Source organism: Nonomuraea sp. NPDC049129 (genome assembly GCF_040648495.1).
Taxonomy (GTDB): domain Bacteria; phylum Actinomycetota; class Actinomycetes; order Streptosporangiales; family Streptosporangiaceae; genus Nonomuraea.
In genome coordinates this window covers 171,515-190,719 of record NZ_JBEZDU010000012.1, presented here as the reverse complement: position 1 = coordinate 190,719, position 19,205 = coordinate 171,515, and the positions used below count along the sequence as shown (strand labels likewise).

Genomic DNA, 19,205 nt, shown 5'->3' with positions numbered 1-19,205 from the left:
TGCTGTGGGGGGTGTGCTCCGGGGGGCAGGCGGGCGCGCCGCAGCGCGGCCGCCGGGGGTGGGGGGGGACGTCACAGGGTGTTTGTGGGCCGGGTAACCTCGGCGTCACCGGTTGCGGTGTTGTCGGAGTTGGTGGAGCCGAACCAGATGGCGCTGGCGTTCGGCACCTTCTCCACCGCGCGGAGCCGGCCGTACGTCCCGTTGAAGTAGGAGTTGACCGTCGAGACGTTCTCGCCGTTGAGCACGATCCGCCACAGCCGCTGGCCGCGCAGCGCCGCCATGAACACGGTGTTGTTGACGATGGCGATGCCGCTGGGCGAGGCCTCCGAGACACTCCACGTGTACTTGGGATTGGTCATGCCGGAGGTGCTGCAGGTGCCCTCACAGGTGGGCCAGCCGTAGTTCTTGCCCGGCTGGATCAGGTTGAGCTCGTCCCTGGAGGAGTTGCCCAGCTCCGACTCCCACAGCCGCCCGGCCGAGTCCCACGCCAGGCCCTGCGGGTTGCGGTGGCCGTAGCTGTAGACGCGGGTGTTGAACGGGTTGCCCGGAGCGGCCGCGCCCGTCTTGGTGATGCGCAGGATCTTGCCGTTGAGCGAGCTGAGGTTCTGCGCGTTGCTGCTCTGCTGGGCGTCGCCCGCGGTGACGTACAGGTAGCCGTCGGGGCCGAACCTGATGCGGCCGCCGTTGTGGTAGCGGTTCTTGTCAATGCCTTGCAGGATCGCGCTGTAGCCGCTGAGCGTGGTGCCGTTGAAGTTCATCTTCGCGACCCGGTTGCCCTCGGAGGCGGTGTGCATGAAGAACACCTCCTGGTCGGTCGTGCCGTTCCAGGTGGGCGAGAAGTCGAGGCCCAACAGGCCGCCCTCGCCGTCGGTGGTCACCACGTTGGGCACGGTGCCGACCTGCGTCTTGGTTCCCGACGGGGTGATCTTGAATACCTTGAACGAGTCCCGCTCGGTGACCAGCGCGTACGAGCCGTCGGGCGCCCAGGAGATGTCCCAGGGGATGTCCCAGCCGCCGGCAATCGTGGTCGGCGTCTGCGGCACGGTGCCGCAGCCGCCGGTCGTGAACGACGCGGAGGCCGCGCTCGGCGTGGACAGCTGGTTGGCACTGTCACGAGCGACGACGTCGAGCGTGTAGGTGTGCGCGCACTCCAGCGGCACGCTGGCGCTGGTCGCGGGCGGCGTGCCGGTGACCGTCTGCAGCACGGTGCCGGTGGCGTGGTCCCGGATCAGGTAGGCGCGCACGCCGTTGTCATCGGTCGAGGCGGCCCAGGTCACGGTGGCCGAGGTGGGCTGCACGCCGGTCACGGTGGGCTGGCCGGGCTGCGACGGCGGGTTGTCCGCGGGCGCGGGCAGCGTGCGGCAGTTCGCCTCCGGGCTGCTCAGCGACACATTCCCGGACGCGTCGCGGGCGAACACCGAGATCTGGTACGCGAAGTCCGCGTTCAGCCCCGTCACCGTGTACGGCGGCGCGGGCGCGGTGGCGATCTGGGTGCCCTGGTGGAAGATGTCGTAGGCCACGACGCCGACGTTGTCGGTCGACGTCGGCCAGTCCAGCCGGATGCTGTTGGAGGTGATGTCACTGCACACCGGCTGACCAGGGGCGGTCGGCTTCTCGGTGTCACCGGGGCCGCTGACGCGCAGCCGGTCGAGGTTCGGGCCGCCGTTGGCGGTGGTGCCGGTGGCTCTGATCGTGTTGCCGCCGGCGTTCAGCGTGGCGTTGAGGCTGATCTCCTGCCACGTGGTCCACGCGCCGGTGCCGGGGAAGGACTGGCTGGCCGCGATGGACGTACCGTTGACCGTGACGCTCATCGGCCGGTCCACGGTGGTGCCGTTGGCGAAGCGGAACGTCAGGGTCTGCGGCCCGGTGGTCGCGGCGCTCACCGCGAACTCGACGTAGGAGCCGGCCACGTTGTCGTAGTTCACGAAACCGGAGCCGGTGTAGCCCTCGTGGTTCGCCTCAACGACGCCCTGCGAGATCGTGCCGCTCTCGGCCTGGTAGTCGGTGAAGTTCGAGGACGAGGCGACCTCGGCCTCCAGGTAGTCCCAGTTCGGGTTGCCGCCGGCGCCGCTGGCGGTGGCCTTGATCGTGTTGGTGCCGGCGACGACCGGCGCGGTCAGCGTGACCGTCGCCCAGGTGTCCCAGTTGGCGGTGGCGTTGAACGCCCGCGCCGCGGCGACGACGGTGCCGTTGACCGCGATGTCGCTCGGCCGGTTGGCGCTGGTGCCGTTGGCATAGCGGAAGGCCAGCGTGGCGGTGCCCGCGCTGGGCGCGTTGATGGTCCATTCGACCGAGGATCCGGCGACGTTGTCACCGTTGACGAATCCGGTGCCGGAGTATCCGGTGTGGTTCGACTCCACCACACCTTGCGAGATCGTGGCGCTCTCCGCCTCGTATCGGGTGGGCGCCGCGGCGGCCGGAGGGGCCACGACCGTCAGCGCCCCGGCGAAGAGCGCGAGGACACCGGCGAGAACGCGGTACCTGCGTAAGTTCATTCGATCACTCCTGCGGGGGGTGGTATCTCGGCGAGAGATTGGAGCTTTTCATCGTGTTCCCACAAATAGTCACAACCGTCAACAGATTCTAGATCTTGGAACGATCCAATCTTTAGGAAACTTTCCTAACCCTACTTATGGTCATCCGGAGCAGAGATCGGATGTCCTGACGCCTGGACACAGAGAGAGTCGGGATGTTTGGCTATGCGCCAGGCGAAAGGTTGGATCTGTCTCTCGACGCACGCGAAGGCGCGCCAGGCATTTCACCGCACTCAGCGCAGCCGGGAGACATCACAGGTCAGAAGCTCACAGGTGAGACATAGGATGTCTTACCTGTGGCGCTCACCAGCGTGAGGAGAGTCCCTTGCCCCTCAGAATCCGACATCGAGTGGTGGCCGTGGTGGCCCTCGGTGCCCTGCTGATCCAGCCCGTGCCCGCGGCCGTCGCCGCGGCCACGCTCCACGAAGCCGAGAACGCCACCATCTCGCAAGGCGTCGTGGAATCCAACCACGCCGGGTTCACCGGCACCGGTTTCGTCAACTACGACAACGTGGCCGGCTCGTCGGTCGAATGGGCGACCGACTCACCGCAGGCGCGCCAGGTGCAGCTGATCCTGCGGTACGCCAACGGCACCACGGTGGACCGGCCGATGAGCATCTCCCTCAACGGCACGACCATCGCGACCGGCCTGTCCTTCCCGGGCACCGGGGCGTGGACCACCTGGCGGACGGTGACCGTACAGGCCTCGCTGGTCGCCGGAACGAACACCGTACGGGCCACCGCGACGACCGCGAACGGCGGCCCGAACGTCGACTCGCTCACCGTCGACGACGGCACCACGGGCGGCGGGACGGACTGGTCCAAGGCCGTCATCGACTCCACGATGGCCCGCTTCACCCCCAGCTCGCTGGGGGGCTGGAGCTACCCGCAGGGCTTATACCTGTGGGGGCAGTATCTCGTCTGGCAGCGCACCGGCGACGCCCGCTACCTGCAGTACATCAAGGACTGGGCCGACCGCTTCGTCGACAGCTCGGGCAACATCTCCAACAGTTTCAGCAACCTGGACAGCATGCAGGCGGGCAACGTTCTGCTGGCCCTGTTCAAGGAGACGGGCCAGGCCCGCTACCGCACCGCCGCCGCCAAGATCCGGACCCGGCTGAACACCTACCCGCGCACCTCCGACGGCGGCTGGTGGCACTCCACCTCCGACTCGCGGCAGGGCCAGCTCTGGGGCGACGGCGTCTACATGGCCGATCCGTTCCTGGCCCGCTACGGCGCCTGGGTCGCGGGCGACACCTTCACCAGCACCGAGCCGGCCAAGCAGATCGAGGTCTATCACAGCCATCTGCGACGCACCTCGGGCACGGCGGCCGGGCTGCTGTATCACGCCTATGACGAGCCCGGCGGCCTGACCGCCTCCTGGGTGAAGCCGTCCCTGGGCAACACGAACGGGATCTCGTGGTGCCGGGCCATGGGCTGGTTCGGCATGGCCACGATCGACATCCTCGACCTCATCCCGGCCGACCACCCGCGCCGGACCGCGTTGATCAACATCATCCGCGACCTGGTGCCCGCCTACGCCCGCTGGCAGGACCCGGCGACCGGACGGTGGTTCCAGGTGGTCACCGAGACGACGAACTCCGCCAACTGGACCGAGACGTCCTGCTCGGCGATGTACACGTACACGATCTCGAAGGCGGTCGAGCGCGGCTATGTGGACGCCTCCTACCGCGCCAACGCCGACCGGGGCTACCAGGGGGTGCTGAACAAGATCTCACTCGGCCAGGACGGGCGGACGAACCTCGTGGACGTCAGCGAGGGCACCAACGCCAGCGACTCGCTCAGCTACTACTTCAACCGGGGGCGGCCGGTGAACGACTTCCACGGCCTGGGCGCCTTCTTGATCATGAACGAGCAGATGATGCGCGTCGGCCCCGGCAGCTGACCCGCACGGCTCTCCTGGGACCGGCGCGCACGCGTCGGTCCCAGGAGCCGAGTCGTGATCAAAATGTTCCTGCTACCCGGAGATCATCCCCCATATCCGACTTACGCTACGACGGACGGCGCACGGGGATGGGGATGGGGGATCGCATGGCGACATTGATGACGCGGATGGCCGCTGCCTTGAAGGGAGAGGTCCGGGCCGACGAGCTCGAGGCGTACCGGCGGGCAGGCGGGATCGTGTACACCGAGCTGGAGCAGGCCGAAAGCCTCCGGGGCCGGTTGGCCCTGGAGGGGGTGAATCTGTGGCACGGCCCGCAGGGGGCCGCCGGGCAGTTGCTGTGCGTGTGGAACGCGTTCGTCCTCCAGGCCATCGGCGAGCATCTGCTGGACGCCGACTACGCCGCCGACCCCCGCACCTCCGGATTCGTGCCGCCGGTGACCGCCCAGCAGGTGGGCGCGTGCTTCGCGCAGGTCGAAGGGTGGGTATCGCGGGCGCGGCAGGCGGCGGGCAATCCCGGCTACCTGGTGGAGCAGGAATTACTCCTCCCGGCCGACCTGCCCGAGTGGGCCGAGGCCGACCCGTGTCCGCTGCCGCACCTGCACGGCATGCTGGCCGCCTCGCGCGCGATCCGCCAGCACGCCGAGGTCGCGCTCGGCGTCTTCGAGAAGACGGTCGCCGACGCCGACCGGCACATGGACGCCTTGCGGCGGCTCAGGCAGCTCGTCGCCGAGGCCGCGACCGCCGCCGACTACGCCGAAGGGCTGCTGGACACCGACCCGAACCCGCGGATGCACGAGGCGATCGAGCAGCGGCTGCAGCGGGCGCTGGAGATCTACTACCACCTCGGCCAGCTGACCGCGATGCCGCAGCTCATCGCCGGCTACAAAGGGGTGGACGCGAGGCGGGCCGTGCCTCCCGTCGCGACGCCGCCGGTGAACCCCCGCAGTTTCGATCCCTGGTGCCTGACCGACCCGCAGAAGCGCGGCGTGTGGCAGGCGGATCCCCGCGCCCGGCAAGCGATCAAGGAGATGTGGGAGTACGACCCCGACGCGGCCCACACCCTGCGCATCCAGGCCGAGATCGACGCCGCCTTCGCCAGTGGGGCCATCACCTACGCCACCGACGCCGGGGGCAAGCCGTACGGCAGCTACTACTGCTGTCCGTGGGCCGCCATCTACCTGGTCCGGCGCCCGATCATCATCGGTGGTACCCGGCTTCGTACGATGCAGCAGTTCACGTACGAGGTGTCGGCCGAGGACGTACCAAAGGGCGGCCGGTTCAAACGCGAGATCATCGTGTCCAACTTCAGGCCCACGGACGAGGTCGACTACTGCGACCCCGACGGCCTGCACGGAGACTGAGCGGGCTCGCCCAAAGCCCCATCGCCGCTCGCCGGGCGCCGGGCGCCGAACATGCCGATGATCGGATCCAGCATGGTCAGGCACCCGGCGTGGTGGCTGGTGGCTGGTGGCGGTGGCCAGTGGCGTGTGGCTAATGGCGTGTGGCTAATGGCGTGTGGCTAGTGGCCCATCACCGGCCTTACCCCGGCGCTCGGGATCGGCAGATGCTCACGGATGAGCAGCCAGCTCGCCGCCAGCACCCACAGCGCGGTGAGCACCCCGGGCACGAACGCCACCAACGCGCCGCCGGGCGCCAGCGGACCGCCGGTGATCGCGACCGTGAACGCGCCCAGGACGCTGACCACGGCGACGACGATGGCGCACCAGGCCATCCACTGCGGAAATACGTGCGTGCGCATGATGGCGGCGGCCGAGGCCGCGAACGGCACGGCCAGCGCGATTCCCATGATGGCGTCCATCACGGTCAGCGAGATATACGGCCCCGCGGCGATGGCCAGCAGCGGCCGATGCGTGGTGACCGCGTAGGTCATCCCGGCGAACACGGATATGCCGATGAATCCGGTGGCGGCGAGGACTATGTACCCCGCGAGCACCATCGCGGGCGCGTCACTGGTCTCGTCCGAACGGCGGAAGGCAGTGGCCAGCGCCACGCCGAACCACAGGAACAGCGCGGTCGCGATGGCGTACAGCAGTGCCGCCGCCAGCACCTGGGCCCGGCGCTCGACCAGATACCCCGAGATCGTCATCGCGGACTCCGTGATCTGCGGCGCGTTCCCCATCACCAGGCGCCCGATGATCGCGACCACTATGGCCACGACGCCTGCCACTCCACCCCAGCGGAGCTCATGACTTTCTTTCATGGAAGTCACCTCCCACCTGCCATTATTCGGCGCCCTCGCTGCGCCTGGCAGGGTCAAAGGTCCCAATATCGCGAGGCGGCCCACGCGCCGATCAGGCCTTGCCGCTCTTCTGCAGCGCCTGGGTGAGCTCTTCCTTGGTCATGGACGAGCGGCCGGGGACCTTGGCCTCCTGGGCTCGGTGGTACAGATCCTCCTTGCTCGGTTCCTTGGATCCTCGGCTCTGCTTCCTCGATTTGTTACCGCTCCCCACCGGAAGACCGTGCTGGATCTCCTGTGCCTTGCGTTCGCTGAAGGCTCGGCCGAGCTCCTCCAGGCGCTCGCGGGAAACCGCCTTCTTGAGCGCTGGGAGGATCTCGCTCTCCTCCTCCTGAACGTGGTGCGCGACTGCCAGAACGAGCTCGTTCAGCAGCGTGTCGAACTGCGCCGTGTCGGTGTCGACGTCCAGGAGGTTGAGCAGCATCCGCTCGGCCTGGTGGTGTTCCTCCGCTCCCTCTCGGACCTGGTTCTTCTCACTGGGTACGGTCTTGGCGATCTCCGGGTAGACCAGTTCCTCCTCTCCTCTGGAGTGGGCGACGAATTTGGCGGCCAGTTCGGCTAGCAGGGCCGGACGATCCTCGGTGTCCTTCTTGAGCCGGCCGAAAAGCCGCTCCACGTCGCGATGGTCTGACTTGATCATGCTGATGGCGTCCAATGTCATGGCTCCCCCTCTCTGGCGCCCCGGTACCCGGCAAGGACGGTCGTACGCGAAGTTGAAGGACAACGGAACAGTTGTTTGCGCTTCTTGGGCACTCCGAGCCCGGCACCATGGGCCACTGGAACCGCGCAGCCCGTTGCCGCGTTTGTCGGTGTCGGCGCGTACGTTCACCCCGAAACCACGTTCGAGATGGTGATGACCATGACCACGATCGACGAGCAGGCCGCCGTTCTCGCCCTCACCAAAGCCACCCATGACCGGCCCTGGTTCTTCACCGCCCGGGTCATCCTCGACACCGGTAGCGCCCTGGAGGTGCTCGACGGCGGCGGCGCGAGCCGGGACACAGACGACCGGGCGCACGCCGCCTCCGTCGCGGCACGGGTCCAGCCCGGCGACCTGACCTGGGCGCGCGACCTCGTCACGACCATGCGCGGTCACGGCGTCCGCCTCGTCACCGTGCTTGACGACGCCTACCCCGGCAATCTGATGTGGGCCTACGACCGGCAGCCGTTCCTGTGGATCCGCGGCGGCATCCTCCCCACCGATCACCGAGCCGTTGCCGTGGTCGGCGAGGTCGACACCATCCACGCGACGGCCGCGGCCCGCGCCCTGGCCCAGGCCGGCATCACCGTCGTCGCGCCCCTGCACTCAGCCCTGGACGCGGCCGTCCACCAGGCCGCACTCGACGCCGGCGGCCGCACCCTCGCCGTCCTGGCAGGCGGCATCACCGAGCCATCGACCGTAGGCGAGTACGCCAGTGTGGCCGAGAGGATAGCCGGCTGCGGCGCGCTCATCTCCGCGTTCTGGCCCGACGCCGCCCCAAGCGACCGGACCGCCGCGCTTTCACGTGTCGTGACCTGCGGATTGGCAGACAGCCTGTACGTCATTGACGGAGCCGACGGCGGAGCGTCCGCCGGGCACGTCGAGCAGGCGCTGCACACCGGCAAGTACGTCTTCCTGTCCCAGCGGCTTCACCAGGAACAACTGTGGGCCGCGCGGGCGGGCATCCGGGGAGGCATGACTGCCGTCCAGGACATTGACGAGCTGACCAAGCAGGCAGTCAATCTCGTAGATATGACCCCTCGAACGAACACCTGTTGATCATGGGTGACGCCGAGGCGTTCACCCGCGAATTCCTGCCGCTGTTTCGCCCCGTTCCACCGACGCGGCCAGGCGTGTGCCGGATCTGCCACTCCGGCCCGAACAACGCCGGCCACACCGGCGGACCCTGGGCCACCTGCGCGAGCTGCAAGCGCACCACGGAGAACCTGTACGGCCACACCCAGCACGTGGTGCCGATCTCGCTGACGACCAGGAACACGCAGCTGTATGACGTTCTTGTCCGGGAGAGAGACCTCAACGGTGCCGGCGGGCGGCGCAAGCGGGGCGACTTCCTGGCCGCGACAGTGGCCCACTTCTACCACCGGCATGTCCGATGCCTGGAAGGGCTGGCGGGCGGGCCGTTCACACTGGTGGCCACGATCCCGAGCAACAACCCCGAGTTACCTGCCCGGCCCCTCCACATCATGTGGGAGGTCGTGGAGAAGGTGGGCGCGCTGGCTCCCTTGTGGCGACCTCCACTCCTGCTGGAGGCCGACACCAGGTTCGCACCGGTGCTGGCCGACCGTCGCTCCCACCGGGACGCCTTCCGGATCCTCTGGCCGGACTGGGTGAGCGGGGCGCGCGTCTTGCTGGTGGACGACTTGTTCGTGTCTGGCGCGCATGTGCAGAGCGCGGCGTCCGCGCTGATCGAGTCCGGGGCGGCGGCGGTGGTGGCGCTCGTGATCGCACGGTTGATCAACCCGGCGTCGAGAAGTCCGCACAGCGCCGGCATCTGGCAGGAGGCGTGCGAACGGCCCTTCAGCTTCGCCCACTGCTGTGTCTGCGATCCAGCCCGCGGAGCCGGCGCTTGACCCAAGGCGCTGTCGGCCGCCGGCGAGCTGTTCGTCAGCTCCAGAACCCGCCGACCGGCGACAGACTGTACGTCACCACCACGACTTTGTTCCACGCGAAGGCGTATTTGTTGAAGGTGGCCTCGTCCGGGATCCAGCGGAACGCACCCGCCCAGGAGTCATAGATGTAGACGGCGTTCGTCCCGTCTTTCCTGACCAGGTAAGCGTTGCTCCACATGCGGGCTCCCCCGAAGCAACTCGACACAGTGTCGCGGGGCCACGAGCTGATGCCGTCCCAAGTGTTCCAGAGGTGGAAGTAGACGGTTTCGTCCGGCACGGCGTACGCGGCGGGGCCCGGGCCCACGACGTACACCCTCTTGGTCGTATCGCCGCTCAGCTGGAATCGCTGTCCCGACTGCGGGCAGGCGAATACCCCGGACTTCCCGGCCGACGCGGCGTTGGACACCCCGGCCGTCCCTAAGGACAGGAGCAGCGCCAGCGTGGAGACCAGGACGGTGCGGACTAACGTGCGGTTTTCGAGCATGGATCCTCCTTTTGAACGACTGCGATCCGATCGAGGGGCGGCGGCCGGGCTCCGTGCCAGTCTCAGCGCGAGATGACCGATAAACCAGGGCATACGGCGGGCATTTTGCAGACATATAGCGAAAAACTGTTCACCATCCAGTGATCTACCGCCCAGCAACTCCAGGATTTCTGTCGCGTTTGACCGAATTCTCGCGAAATCTGTTGACGCTGAAGCCATGCGCTCTCAATCTATTCAAGGAGTACAGAGAAATTTTTCTCAACGGAGGTAGAATGAAGCCAAGCGGAACGATGCTCACCGCGGTCCTCAGCCTCTTATGCCTGACCTTCTTGGTGGTGCCCGCGCACGCGGCGGCAGGGCTGTCGGTGTGGACGATGGACGCGGCCGACCGGCCCTTCACCTCGTCCCCGGTGGGATCCACCCAGTCCATCGCGCTGTACGCGGCCCGCGGGGAGTTCGAGGCCGCCCAGATCCTGGCCCGGTCCACCTCCGCGCAGAGCGGCGTGTCGGTCAGCGTGAGCCCGTTGACCGGCCCGGGAGACCGGCTGGTGCCGACGGTTCGGCTGGAATACAACCATCCGACGATCCAGCAGATCGGCACCACGCGCCAAGATCCGCCGGGCGGCGGCGACGACTACTACGACGCCCTGGTGGAGAACACCGCGCAAAGCCCGGCGGCGAACACCACGCTGGCCTGGTTCTACCAGGTGTTCGTGCCCGCGGGTCAGGCGCCCGGCGTCTACACCGGCAACGCCGTGGTCCAGAGCGCGTCCGGCAATGTCACCGTGCCCGTGAGCCTGCGCGTCTACGACGTCACCGTCCCGCCGGCCGACCAGTCGACCTTCAAGATGAACAACTGGTTCACCTCCGCCGGCTGGGACTACGCGGGCACGATCGACGCGATTCCGGACCAGTACGACGTCAAGATGTTCGACGAGGGCTGGTGGACGGTCATCAAGAACTTCGCGGCCAACCACGCCAAGCACCGCAACAACGTGATCTACGCCGACTTCCAGGCGCTGCTCATTCCCCACTCGACCGTGGACGGGGCCGGAAACTTCACCTTCGACTGGGATGACTTCGACCGGTTCGTGAAGCTGTTCGAGACCGCGGGCGCGCTGCAGTACATCTACACCCCGACCCTGATAGAGGGAGGAAACCAGCTGGAGATGCTGGTCCCCGCCAACGGCGTGAGCGGCGGGCTCAAGCGGGTCCTGGTGCCCTACGGCGACCCGAAGGCCGGCGCCTACCTGGACAAGGTGCTACCGGCACTCAAAGCACACCTGGACGTCAAGAAGTGGACCGACAAGTTCTACATGAGCGCGGTGGACGAGCCCCAAGACCCCGCCTGGGCCAACGCCGCCAACTGGCTGTACGGCAAGTACCGCCAGTACTTCCCCACCCCCCGCACCAACGAGGCGCACAACCAGCTCTACCCCGGCACCGAACCGTCGCTGACCACGCTGACGCCGGCCACGTTCCTCTACCAACCCAACATCGCGCACTACCAGTCCCAGCGGCTGGCCGGGAAGGACTTGTGGCTCTACACCGCCAACATCCCGGAGAGCGACTACATGAACCGCTTCATCAGCCACTACCTGGCCGAGACCAGGCTCCTGCCCTGGCTGGTGTGGAAGATCGGCGGCACCGGATATCTGCACTGGGGCTGGAACTACTGGTGGGATTTCAACAGGCCGGGTCAGCACATCGACACCTTCAAAGACTCCCAGAGCGGCGACGGATGGCTGGTACGGCCCAACACTAAAGATAACGCCCTCAACGTCTACGACAGCCTGCGCAGCGAGGCCCAGACGGACGGCCTGGAGGACTTCGAGCTGCTCAACCAGCTCGCCAAGACCAAGCCCGTGACCGCCCAGGCCATCGCCAACAGCCTGATCCTGGACGCCACGCACTACGAGCGCTCGGGCACCGAGGTGGAGCAGCGGCACAAGCAGATCCTGGACGAGCTCTCCGTCAACTCCCCGGACCTCGCCTTCCCCTACAACGACGACTTCGGCACCGCCGGCCAGCACTGGCGCACCTCCAGGGGCTCATGGTCGGTCAGCGGGCAGGAGTACGTCCAGGCCAGCACCGCCGCCGACTGGGGAGTGACCTCCGTCCTGGAGGGCCGGGCCTATCGTGACGTGGCCGCCGGCGTCGACCTCAAGATCACGGGTGTGTCACCCGACGGCGGCAGCGCCAACTGGGCCGGACTCATGGTCCGCAGCCTCAACGGCTCAGACATGGACACCGGCTACCTCATCGCCCAGCGCAACAACGGCAAGGTGTTCGTCTACCGCAACGGAATCCCCCTGGCCGAGGCCGACGCCCCCGGCTACACGGCGGGCCAGTGGAACCGCCTCCGGGTCGTGGCCAAGGGCAACACGCTGAAGGTCTACAGCGGCACCCGCCAGCTCCCCGCGCTGACGGTGAACGACGCGGCCTTCCCCGTCGGCAACATCGCCCTCGTCACCGGCGGCGCCGCCGCCCGCTTCGACAACGTGCACATCAATCCCATGACCAACGCCGCCGAGGGCGCCACCATCACCGCCTCCAGTTCGTACGAGGCCGACGGCTGGGGGACGGGCTCCGCCGTGGACGGCCGCCGCTCCTCGGCCACCGGAGCCCTCGGCTGGAGCAGCTCCGACAGCAAGAACGTCGACCACACCGAGTGGGTCCAGGCCGATCTCGGCTCGGCGCGCCCGGTGAGCCGGGTGGACCTGTACCCGCGCGATGACGGCGCCAACACCGGCTCGGGCTTCCCCACGGACTTCACCATCGATGTCTCAGCGGACGGCTCGACCTGGACCAACGTCGCCACCGTGACCGGCTCCGCCAAGCCGGGCGCCGGAGCGCGGACCTTCCCGTTCACCCCGGTCAGCGCCCGCTACATCAAGGTCACCGGCACCAAATTGAGCACCGACCAGTTCGGCGAATACCACATGCAGTTCGCCGAGATCGAGGCCGCCGGAGGCAACCTGGCCGCCGGCCGTACGGTCACCTCCTCCAGCTCGGTGGAGTATCCGGCCGAGAGCTGGCTGCGCGTCAACGCCACCGACGGGGTGCGCCACTCCAACCTCTGGTACTCCATGGGCTGGAGCAGCCTCATCGGAACGACCGACCACCCCGAATGGCTGCAGGTCGACCTCGGCGGCCCTACCCGGGTGGGCAAGGTGACCCTCTACGCCAGGAACGACGGCGCGAACACGGGCGACGGCTTCCCCTCCCGCTTCACCATCGAGACCTCCCCCGACGGCTCGGCCTGGACCACCGTCACGACTCAGAACGGCTACCCACGGCCCGGCGCCGATGGCCAGACCTTCACCTTCGATCCGGTCACCACCAGATATGTGCGCGTCACCGGGACGGGCAAGGTGATGCAGTTCGCGGAGATCGAGGCGAGCAGCTGATCAGCTTCCCGCCGGACAAGAATGACGCATGAGCGGTAGCGTCGGCTGCTCCCTTCACCTGGACGACATTGTGGTCGCCGACCTGTAGTCGCGGCCACCTGGCTGTGAGAGGGGCGAGCTCCACCGAGCTCGCCCCTCTCACCAGGCTGGATGAGCACTACGTCGACGTCGCTCGATGGCCATGCTCGACAAGTCTCCACTCCTGCCAATGTCGACCGCGATCGAGATAATCGGCCAGCCCTCGAGCGAGCCGGTCGAGGCGGCAGTCGTCCCCGTTGTCGCGGGCATGGTCGACGAGAGCCAGCAGCGTCCGATGTTCACGCTGGTACCACTCCATAGCCTGCTGGTAAGTGGCGATGGACTCCGGCCTGACATTGAGCGCCAAAGGATCGACAGGGATGCTGTCGTGCGGCAGCCCGGTCAACTGGTGTGAGGCTGCCAAACTGGTAAGGAGATAGTGGTCGAAGATGCGGCGCTCGGCCTGGTGACGTTCCGTGCGCGACTCTTGAGCCGCGGCCAGTTCAACGGCGTAGGCGCGCATGAGGTCATGTAGCTGATATCGGCCGGGAACGGATTCCGCGATCAAGTGTGCGCGGTGCAGCTCTGCCAGCAAGGCGCGCGCCTGGCGTACCGGCAGGCCGCACATGCTGGCAGCCGCCGGAACGCCGATGTCGGGTGCCGGGTGCATGCCAAGCAGCCGGAACATCCGGGCGGCCGCCGCTCCGAGAGTGCGATAGGACCAGGAGAACGCGGACCGGACATCGGCAAACGGGTCTTCGCAAGACAGCACGTCCAGCCAACTACTGGCGGCGTCCGCTTCGACGGCGAGGTCGTCGAGGCTGAAGTCGGGATGGATGGACGCGCGTGCTGCCACAACGGACAACGCCAGCGGTAATCCAGCACACCCTGCGGCAATCTCCTTCGCGGCCTTTTGTGCGGCGACCACGCGCGCGGCGCCGAGCCGTTCGGCCAGCAGCCGCAAGGAGTCACCGTTGGACAGCGGCTCGAGCACCAGCGGGCTGGCGCCCGCGGCCACCAGGCCGGGCAGCTGATTGCGGCTGGTCACGATGACCAGGCACCCACTGCCGCCAGGAAGCAGCGGACGAACCTGACCGGCATCGAGCGCGTTGTCAACGACGATCAGCAGTCGCATTCCGTTCACCACACTGCGCCACAGCGCCGCTTGAGCGTCCGCGCCGGCGGGGATCTGCTGCGGGACAACACCCAATGCGCCAAGGAAGCTGCGGATCGCCTCAGCCGGATCAGCCGGCTCCGCGCTTGGCGCGAATCCCCGCAGGTTCACATACAACTGGCCATCGTGGAAACGGTCGGCGACCAGGTGCGCCCAGTGCACCGCCAACGCGGTCTTGCCGATCCCGGCGCATCCGGCGATGACCACCACCTTAGGACCCGTCCGCATGATCTGTTCATCCGTTGTGAGCATGCCGTCGAGTGTGCGCAGTTCCTTGGATCGGCCGACGAAGTGCGCGGGGCCGGGCGGGAGCTGGCGCGGCATGGTCATCGCAGGAGCCGGCGCGTCCGTGTCATCTTTGAACCCGCGCGCCCTTGGATGGGTGTGGCTCCTGAGCGATGCGGCGACTAATTGCTTGTGCTTTCTGGGGTCCAGCCCCAGTGCTTCGGCCAAGGCCAAGAGCGACGAGCCGCGTGGGCGGTGGGGTTCGCCGTGCTCCAGCCGACGAAGGGTCCGGGGGTTCAGCCCCGACCGTTTGGCCAGCTCCTCCTGTGTCAGCAGTGCCTGCTCGCGCCAGGTTCGTATCAGCACGCCCAGAGATGGTTCTTCGCCGGCCGGGCTGACGCTGGCTCCGTTTCGCGGCTCTTCGTACATCAGCCGCCCTCCTCCCGGCAAGCGGCACCGGCCGGCTTGTGTGGGCTCCATGTGAGCGGTGTCCCTTCGTAAACGTGGTGTGAGGTGCGACGGACGATGACGTCTTCGAAATCGACTCGACCTGCTCCAAGAAGGCACATCGGGAACGGCTCAGATCAGTCATCGGATCTTCTGCGGGCGGCGCGGGGGGATCGGCTCGGCGCCCAGGAGCCGCGTATAAAGCGCGTGGGATTCGAGCGCGGGTACGCCGGAAAGCTGCCGGCCGGCCAGCCATGCCGCGGCTGCGGCTCCCCCGCCGGCGCGGTGAATCTCCGCATCCGGCCATACCTTCCGGACCGACGCCCGGACGGCTTGCGAGAGCGGATTGGGCGTGGTCAGCAAACTGCCCCCGAGCACAATGGGGCTGGTGGCGCCAAGGATCCGGATGGTGTTGAGCGATGCGGTGAGGTGATCGGCGGCCCGCCTGGCGATCAGCCTCGCTTCGACGTTTCCGCCTTCTGCGGCTGTCAGGATGAGGGGCGCGAGCTTGGCCAGCTCAGCAGGTGGCATGCGATGAGCCGCGTCGATGGTGGCGCTGGTCAAAGCCAAGGTCCGCCGGTCAGCGTGCGCCACCCCCAGTGCGTGCAGGATCTCGCGGTGGAGGTCGGATGGCGGGTGGCAGCGGTCCATCGCGGCGAGCGCGGCTCGTATGCCCTCGCGCCCGATCCAGAAGCCGGAGCCGAGATCGCCGAGCAGCCAGCCGTGCCCGTCGGCGCATCGCACGATGGTGCGTTCGCGGATGGCCGCGGCGACCGCCCCCGTACCGGAGACCAGAACGCTGCCCTCAGCGGAGTCGGTACCTGCCACGTACGCGAGAGTGACGTCGCTGACCATGGTCGGCGTGCACCGCAGTCCAGCCTGCCGCCATCCCGCTCGAAGCGCCTGGGCGATCTCGGGATCGTGAACGGCGACATCGCCGCCCGCCAGGCCGAAGACGGCCGCCTTGACGTCGGCCGGATCGACGGCGCCGAGTGCGGCGCACAAGGCGTCACGGATGGCGGTGATTCCGGCCGGGCCGCGCGAGACCGGGTTGCCGCCGCCTGCCCGGCCGACACCGCGCAGGCGCCCGAACAGGTCGGCCACGATGACGCGGCTGGAGGTGCCGCCGATGTCCATGCCAAGGACGAGCGCGACGCTCATCCGACGGCTCCCGCGGTGCAGAAGAGTCCTGTCATAAGAGCCTCCGGATCCGTCCGGCGTAGCGCTCTTCCAGGATCCGGTTGTGATCGTCGCCGCCGGTGATGTTGGCGGACAGGTAGACAGGGGCCTGCTCACCCGCCTCGTCAAGGCGACGCACGACCTCCGCCACGACCATCTGCGCCAGCAGACCGGCGCTGATGGAGGAGATCCCGCAGACCTTGGCGCCCGAGGCCATCGGCAGCAGCGCGTCACCGTGCGGGGCCCCGTTGTCCAGCACAACGTCGGCGAAGTCGATCAGCCGGAGTTGGGATGGGTGGCGGGAGGTGGCCCGCGCGGTGTGCCGGGTCGAGGTGAACGCGATCAGCGCGTGCCCCCGCCGCTTCACCAGCTGGGCCATCTCCACGACGCACCCGTTCACCCCGGAGTTGGACGCGATGACGAAAGCATCCTCCGGGCGAGGGGCGGCCAGCTCGTAGAGCTGGTAGGCGATGGCCGGGTCCCGTTCCAGGAACGGATCGAACAGCACCTCGCGCGGGGAGTCTCCGAGAGTGACCACGTCGCGCAAGGCGATCTTGTTGGTCGGCACCAGCCCACCGGCCCTACCAGCGATCTCCATCGCCAGCCCCTCGGAATGCCCAGTACCGAAGGCCTGGACGACACCGCCCGCACGGATCGATTTCGTGATGAGGTCGGCCGCGGCCTGGACCGCGGGCACCTGCTCGGAGACGACTTGCTCCAGGATGGTCCTGGCCGCCACGAGATACGCGGCAGCACTGGGGCGATACTGATCGGACACCACGACTCCCAACATGGAGAAATATTTCCCACTCCGGCTCACTGTGGAAGCGAGTAACCGGCCATGTCAAGGACGTTTACCGGACATTCGCCCGAATCATGCCTCGTGATACGTTGATAGCCAACATAGCGAAGAAAAATTTTTGACGAATAGAGATCGCATGTCACAGAGCGGCGTCATCGAGCGCATCCGCGCGCTGCTGCCCACCATGCCTGGCGCTCAGCGTACGATCGCCGAGCTCGCGCTCGGCGATCCGGCAGCGGTGGCCCGGCTGACCATCGTCGAGCTGGCGGAGCGGTGTGGGGTCTCCACCGGCACCATCACCAGGTTCTGCCGGTCGCTGAACCTGAACGGCTACGCCGCCCTGCGTATCGCCCTCGCCTCCGACAGCGGCCGCACCGGCCCCGACGCCTGGGTCGAGCACATCGGCACGAGCTTGACCGAGGCGGACGACATTCAGCAGGTCGCCCGTGTCATTGCCGACAACATCGGACATGTCGTCACTGAGGCGATCGCCAACCTCGACCTGGCCGCCGTGGAGCGTGCGGCCGGCCTGCTGGCCGCGGCCCGCCGGGTGATGGTCTACGGGGTCAGCGGCAGCGCGACCACGGCCTCGGAATTGCAGCAACGGCTGTACCGCATCGGTCTGCCCGTCTGGGCCTCCACCGACATACACATGGCCCTGACCGGTGCCGCCCTCATGTCCCGTGGCGACGTACTTGTGGTCTTCTCCCAGAGCGGGCGCACTCGAGAGGTCGTCGATCTGATCACCGAAGCGCGCTCGCACGGCGTCCGGACCGTTGCCCTTACCAGCGACCTGACCTCCCCTGTCGCCCGCCAGGCCGAACTCGTCCTGGCCACCAAGGTGCACCCGGTCGGCTTCAGCACCCAAACCATCCTCGGCCGACACGCCCAGCTGGCCGTCCTGGACGTGCTCTACATCGCCGTCACCCAGCGCACCTTCGAACAGACCACAGAAGCCATGGCCCTCACAGCACAAGCCGTTCAGCCGCACAAGCTCGACAACGCGGCCGACACCGTCGAGACGGGACAGGAACAGCATTAGGACCCGGCGCGTCCCCGTTTTATCGCACGGACGCGAACGCCACAGCCGTGGTGAGGACCAGGTTCGGCGCGGTGCGGCGAGCAGGTCTTGGCAGGCGCGTTCGATGGCGGCGTCGGTGCCGGTGCCCATCGCCAGTTCCAGGTCGGTCTGAGCGAGCGCGGCGGACCCCTACTAATACCAACATGACGCTTGAACTGCGCAGATGAGACAGACGCACTGTTCGGAGCGTTGTCACAAATCGGGGCGCTGTCTTGTCTGAGCTGGTGCACGGCCGAATCGAGCCGGCCACTTCCAGGAAGGAATTGTGATGAGCACCGATCACGCTCAAGCCCACCACCTCGACAACCCCGACAAGAGCGGGCCACCGCCGCAGATCGACGTGGTCGGCACCGTACCGGGGGCGCCGGCCGCGCCGGAGGGGGCCGAAGCGATGACGCTCCGGGTCACGCTGCCGCCGAACAGCCCTGGTGCGCCGCCTCACCGGCACTCCGGGCCCGCGTACGGCTACGTGATCAAGGGCGCCGTCAACTTCGAGCTCGAAGGCGATCCCGTGCGGGTTCTCCGGCCTGGTGACGCGTTCTGGGAGCCCGGTGGAGACGTGATCCACTACCAGGACGGCAACCACCTCACCGACGAGGAGTCGCAGTTCGTGGTGACGATGTTCTGCGCGCCTGGACAGCCGATGTTGATCCCGGTCAGCCCGGAAGAGTTGGAAGCTCGGCGAGACCGTCGCGCCCCACAGTCATGACCAAGGTCTCGTTGACTGCCCTCGTTCGCGATCAGCTCACGCTTGCCCGCGAGGCGGACAGCGGCCGCAGCGCCACCACTGTCCACGGGGGACACGATCGTTCGCTGCGGCAGACCGTCATGGCGTTGCGGCAGGGCGAACACCTACACGAGCACGAGCATCCTGGCGAGGTCACGGTGCACGTACTGCACGGGCGGATGCGGCTTGTCGCCGGGCCCGACTCTTGGGACGGGATGCCCGGCGATCTGCTGGTCATGCCCGAACGCCGCCACCGCGTGGAGGCCGTACAGGATTGCGCGTTCCTGTTCACCACCGCACGTTGAAAGCCAAGAAGGCGGGAACCGGTTTCGGTTCCCGCCTTCAGCGTCG

At 67.6% G+C, this 19,205-nt stretch carries 15 protein-coding genes; 8 read left to right on the top strand and 7 right to left on the bottom strand.

Annotation, left to right across the window (positions count from 1 at the left end; translation table 11 throughout):
* Window positions 1-71: 71 nt before the first annotated feature.
* The gene (locus tag AB0B64_RS34230) at window positions 72-2,495 is read right to left on the bottom strand and encodes a PQQ-dependent sugar dehydrogenase (protein ID WP_358182450.1); all 2,424 of its coding nucleotides are present in this window, start codon (window positions 2,493-2,495) and stop codon (window positions 72-74) included.
* Window positions 2,496-2,859: 364 nt separating this feature from the next.
* On the opposite strand from AB0B64_RS34230, the gene AB0B64_RS34225 reads away from it, so the two are divergent.
* Both AB0B64_RS34225 and AB0B64_RS34220 read left to right on the top strand, forming a co-directional pair.
* Window positions 2,860-4,440: a glycoside hydrolase family 88 protein gene (locus tag AB0B64_RS34225; RefSeq protein ID WP_357953311.1), complete on the top strand. Its 1,581-nt coding sequence runs from the start codon at window positions 2,860-2,862 to the stop codon at window positions 4,438-4,440.
* Window positions 4,441-4,586: 146 nt separating this feature from the next.
* Window positions 4,587-5,801, top strand: coding sequence for a hypothetical protein (locus tag AB0B64_RS34220; protein WP_358182447.1), 1,215 nt, complete (start codon window positions 4,587-4,589; stop codon window positions 5,799-5,801).
* A gap of 158 nt (window positions 5,802-5,959) precedes the next feature.
* Here the strand turns inward: AB0B64_RS34220 and AB0B64_RS34215 are convergent, their stop codons facing one another.
* Window positions 5,960-6,661 (bottom strand): hypothetical protein, encoded by a 702-nt coding sequence (locus AB0B64_RS34215; protein ID WP_357953315.1) that lies wholly within the window; start codon window positions 6,659-6,661, stop codon window positions 5,960-5,962.
* 91 nt (window positions 6,662-6,752) lie between these two features.
* Entirely contained in the window at window positions 6,753-7,358 is a 606-nt protein-coding gene (locus AB0B64_RS34210; RefSeq protein ID WP_358182444.1) for a hemerythrin domain-containing protein, read from the bottom strand.
* A 198-nt stretch (window positions 7,359-7,556) separates the two neighbouring features.
* Between AB0B64_RS34210 and AB0B64_RS34205 the strand changes: the two genes are divergently transcribed.
* Together AB0B64_RS34205 and AB0B64_RS34200 are read left to right on the top strand one after the other, a co-directional pair.
* A complete protein-coding gene (locus AB0B64_RS34205; protein ID WP_358182441.1) occupies window positions 7,557-8,456 on the top strand; it encodes a DNA-processing protein DprA in 900 nt (299 codons plus the stop codon).
* Entirely contained in the window at window positions 8,453-9,268 is an 816-nt protein-coding gene (locus AB0B64_RS34200; RefSeq protein ID WP_357953321.1) for a hypothetical protein, read from the top strand. Before AB0B64_RS34205 ends, AB0B64_RS34200 begins: the two co-directional genes overlap by 4 nt.
* 34 nt (window positions 9,269-9,302) lie before the next feature.
* On the opposite strand, the gene AB0B64_RS34195 is transcribed toward AB0B64_RS34200, so the two are convergent.
* Window positions 9,303-9,791: a hypothetical protein gene (locus AB0B64_RS34195; protein WP_357953322.1), complete on the bottom strand. Its 489-nt coding sequence runs from the start codon at window positions 9,789-9,791 to the stop codon at window positions 9,303-9,305.
* A 272-nt stretch (window positions 9,792-10,063) separates the two neighbouring features.
* Between AB0B64_RS34195 and AB0B64_RS34190 the strand changes: the two genes are divergently transcribed.
* On the top strand, window positions 10,064-13,201 hold the full coding sequence (locus tag AB0B64_RS34190; RefSeq protein ID WP_358182438.1) for a discoidin domain-containing protein: 3,138 nt from the start codon (window positions 10,064-10,066) through the stop codon (window positions 13,199-13,201).
* A gap of 157 nt (window positions 13,202-13,358) precedes the next feature.
* On the opposite strand, the gene AB0B64_RS34185 is transcribed toward AB0B64_RS34190, so the two are convergent.
* From AB0B64_RS34185 to AB0B64_RS34175, 3 genes are all read right to left on the bottom strand, one after another.
* Complete coding sequence (locus tag AB0B64_RS34185) at window positions 13,359-15,047, bottom strand: helix-turn-helix domain-containing protein (protein ID WP_358182435.1); 1,689 nt, start codon at window positions 15,045-15,047, stop codon at window positions 13,359-13,361.
* Between the two features lie 159 nt (window positions 15,048-15,206).
* Window positions 15,207-16,226, bottom strand: coding sequence for a BadF/BadG/BcrA/BcrD ATPase family protein (locus AB0B64_RS34180; RefSeq protein WP_358182432.1), 1,020 nt, complete (start codon window positions 16,224-16,226; stop codon window positions 15,207-15,209).
* A 31-nt stretch (window positions 16,227-16,257) separates the two neighbouring features.
* Window positions 16,258-17,022 carry an SIS domain-containing protein gene (locus tag AB0B64_RS34175; RefSeq protein WP_358182429.1) on the bottom strand — a complete coding sequence of 255 codons (765 nt, stop codon included), beginning with the start codon at window positions 17,020-17,022 and terminating at the stop codon, window positions 16,258-16,260.
* A 160-nt stretch (window positions 17,023-17,182) separates the two neighbouring features.
* Between AB0B64_RS34175 and AB0B64_RS34170 the strand changes: the two genes are divergently transcribed.
* The 3 genes from AB0B64_RS34170 (at window position 17,183) to AB0B64_RS34160 (ending at window position 19,159) form a co-directional block, all read left to right on the top strand.
* The gene (locus tag AB0B64_RS34170) at window positions 17,183-18,088 is read left to right on the top strand and encodes a MurR/RpiR family transcriptional regulator (RefSeq protein ID WP_358182426.1); all 906 of its coding nucleotides are present in this window, start codon (window positions 17,183-17,185) and stop codon (window positions 18,086-18,088) included.
* A gap of 307 nt (window positions 18,089-18,395) precedes the next feature.
* Window positions 18,396-18,836: a cupin domain-containing protein gene (locus AB0B64_RS34165; RefSeq protein WP_357953334.1), complete on the top strand. Its 441-nt coding sequence runs from the start codon at window positions 18,396-18,398 to the stop codon at window positions 18,834-18,836.
* An 11-nt stretch (window positions 18,837-18,847) separates the two neighbouring features.
* On the top strand, window positions 18,848-19,159 hold the full coding sequence (locus AB0B64_RS34160; protein ID WP_357953335.1) for a LuxR family transcriptional regulator: 312 nt from the start codon (window positions 18,848-18,850) through the stop codon (window positions 19,157-19,159).
* Window positions 19,160-19,205 lie beyond the last annotated feature (46 nt).